General features: G+C 59.7%; 1 protein-coding gene. It reads left to right on the forward strand.

The window, feature by feature from the left end:
• Positions 1–435, forward strand: a 435-nt coding sequence (locus NRB16_RS29260; RefSeq protein ID WP_257107619.1) for a multicopper oxidase domain-containing protein, incomplete at its 5' end; no start/stop codon positions are given.
• Between the last annotated feature and the right edge of the window lie 88 nt (positions 436–523).

Consider the following 523-nt stretch of genomic DNA (forward strand, 5'->3'; position numbering starts at 1 on the left):
GGCCTGAGAAACAATGGTCGCCGCGTCCTGACCTACGGGGATCTGCGCAGCACATTCGAGGACCCCGACGGACGCGAGCCCGGCCGCACCATCGAACTGCACCTGACCGGTCACATGGAGAAGTTCGCCTGGTCGTTCAACGGCGTGAAGTTCTCGGATGCCGAGCCGCTGAAGCTCAAATATGGCGAGCGCATCAGGGTCGTGCTGGTCAACGACACCATGATGACTCACCCCATTCACCTGCATGGCATGTGGAGCGACCTCGAAGACGAGAACGGCCAATTCATGGTCCGCAAACACACCATCGACATGCCACCGGGCTCAAGGCGCAGCTATCGCGTCACCGCCGATGCCCTCGGGCGCTGGGCCTATCACTGCCATCTGCTCTACCACATGGAAATGGGCATGTTCCGTGAAGTGCGCGTGGAAGAATGAGAACCTCAGCATGAACAGAATCTTTCATCTTTCCCGACTGTCCGGCCTGCTTGTGGCGCTAGGTCCATCGATGACAATGCCGGCCCTG

Origin of the sequence: Pseudomonas sp. LJDD11, assembly GCF_024584215.1 — a bacterium.
In the GTDB taxonomy this organism is placed as follows: Bacteria; Pseudomonadota; Gammaproteobacteria; order Pseudomonadales; family Pseudomonadaceae; genus Aquipseudomonas.